Here is a 1,047-nt window from a genome sequence, read left to right on the forward strand (position 1 = left end):
ATCCCCACACCCGCATAAGACACGTCATTAACGACGTCACTATGCACGTGCCTTAATCCATCAGCCCAAACTCAGGCAGGCGGTAACAATCGGGCCGTTACGAATTTGGCGAGGTTGCAGTATTTTCTTGCGGCGTTATCGGCTCTGGCTGCAGCCGGATGTCACCCTGCCTCAAGAAGTCCGATTTTCTTGTCGGAAAGTTGTTTTGCGAACTCCATCCATCCTTTCCATCAGAAAATGAGATATCAGCGCCAGCAAGCCCGGCATCACGGAGCTCCTTTGCCAGTAAGTCCATGTTTCTTTTCAGGAAATCAAACGTTTCCTGTCGCTCTGCAAGCACGATGACGGCTGGATTCTCGCCCGGCGATATAACCATCCGAACTTTCCCCAGTTCTGCCGGATCAAGAACAATCTCTATGCGCCCGGCGTGCGCAGATGCGGCCTCTCCGCTGATTTGGCGCATGACCTGGCGCGGATCAATACCCGGTGCCTTGCCGATCCGTTCGGTGGAACTTATCTCAGCAGCGCTTGGAGCCCTTATATTATAATCCTTCAAGGATATGCTGTCGTCCTGGAAATTTATATCAAGGTAACCGGCGTCAGATCTGGATCCAGAAACATCCTCTGCGAAGAAAGGGGGAGGTCTTGAAGGCATTTCGGTATTCGGCAGGGCGATGTCGATTTTGCTGTCGTATGCCTTGGCAAGGTATAGAAATCCGTCGCCAAATGACCTTCTGGTGAAATTGTAGGGAGGGTGACATTCTCTGGAGGCGTCGCCGTGGGTATGGGCTTTGTTCGATGAACCAGCGTGATCGGCGCGGTCCTGATCCGGGAGATATTGAAGCCGGATCTCCGTTCTCGACGATCTTCGATCGGCACCATCCGGCGGCTCGGATATCGCTCTCTCGACTTCTTCGATCAACGGCATTATTGTTGCTTGTCCTTGGCTTTGTTGCGCAAATGGCTGACGGGATTCATCTTGCGAATCCAGCGTGATACCTTTGGGCATGAGCAGCTGGACCCCGACGAGATACAAGACCACGAACT

The 1,047-nt window shown here is 52.8% G+C and carries 1 protein-coding gene; it reads right to left on the reverse strand.

Going from position 1 to position 1,047, the window contains the following annotated elements; all coding sequences use genetic code 11:
• Positions 1-97 precede the first annotated feature (97 nt).
• A partial coding sequence (locus tag ACDP63_RS24985; RefSeq protein ID WP_409928870.1) for a flagellar hook-length control protein FliK occupies positions 98-1,047 on the reverse strand: 950 nt, incomplete at its 5' end.

Origin of the sequence: Paracoccus sp. P2 (assembly GCF_046335115.1) — a bacterium.
Taxonomy (GTDB): Bacteria; Pseudomonadota; Alphaproteobacteria; order Rhodobacterales; family Rhodobacteraceae; genus Paracoccus; species Paracoccus pantotrophus.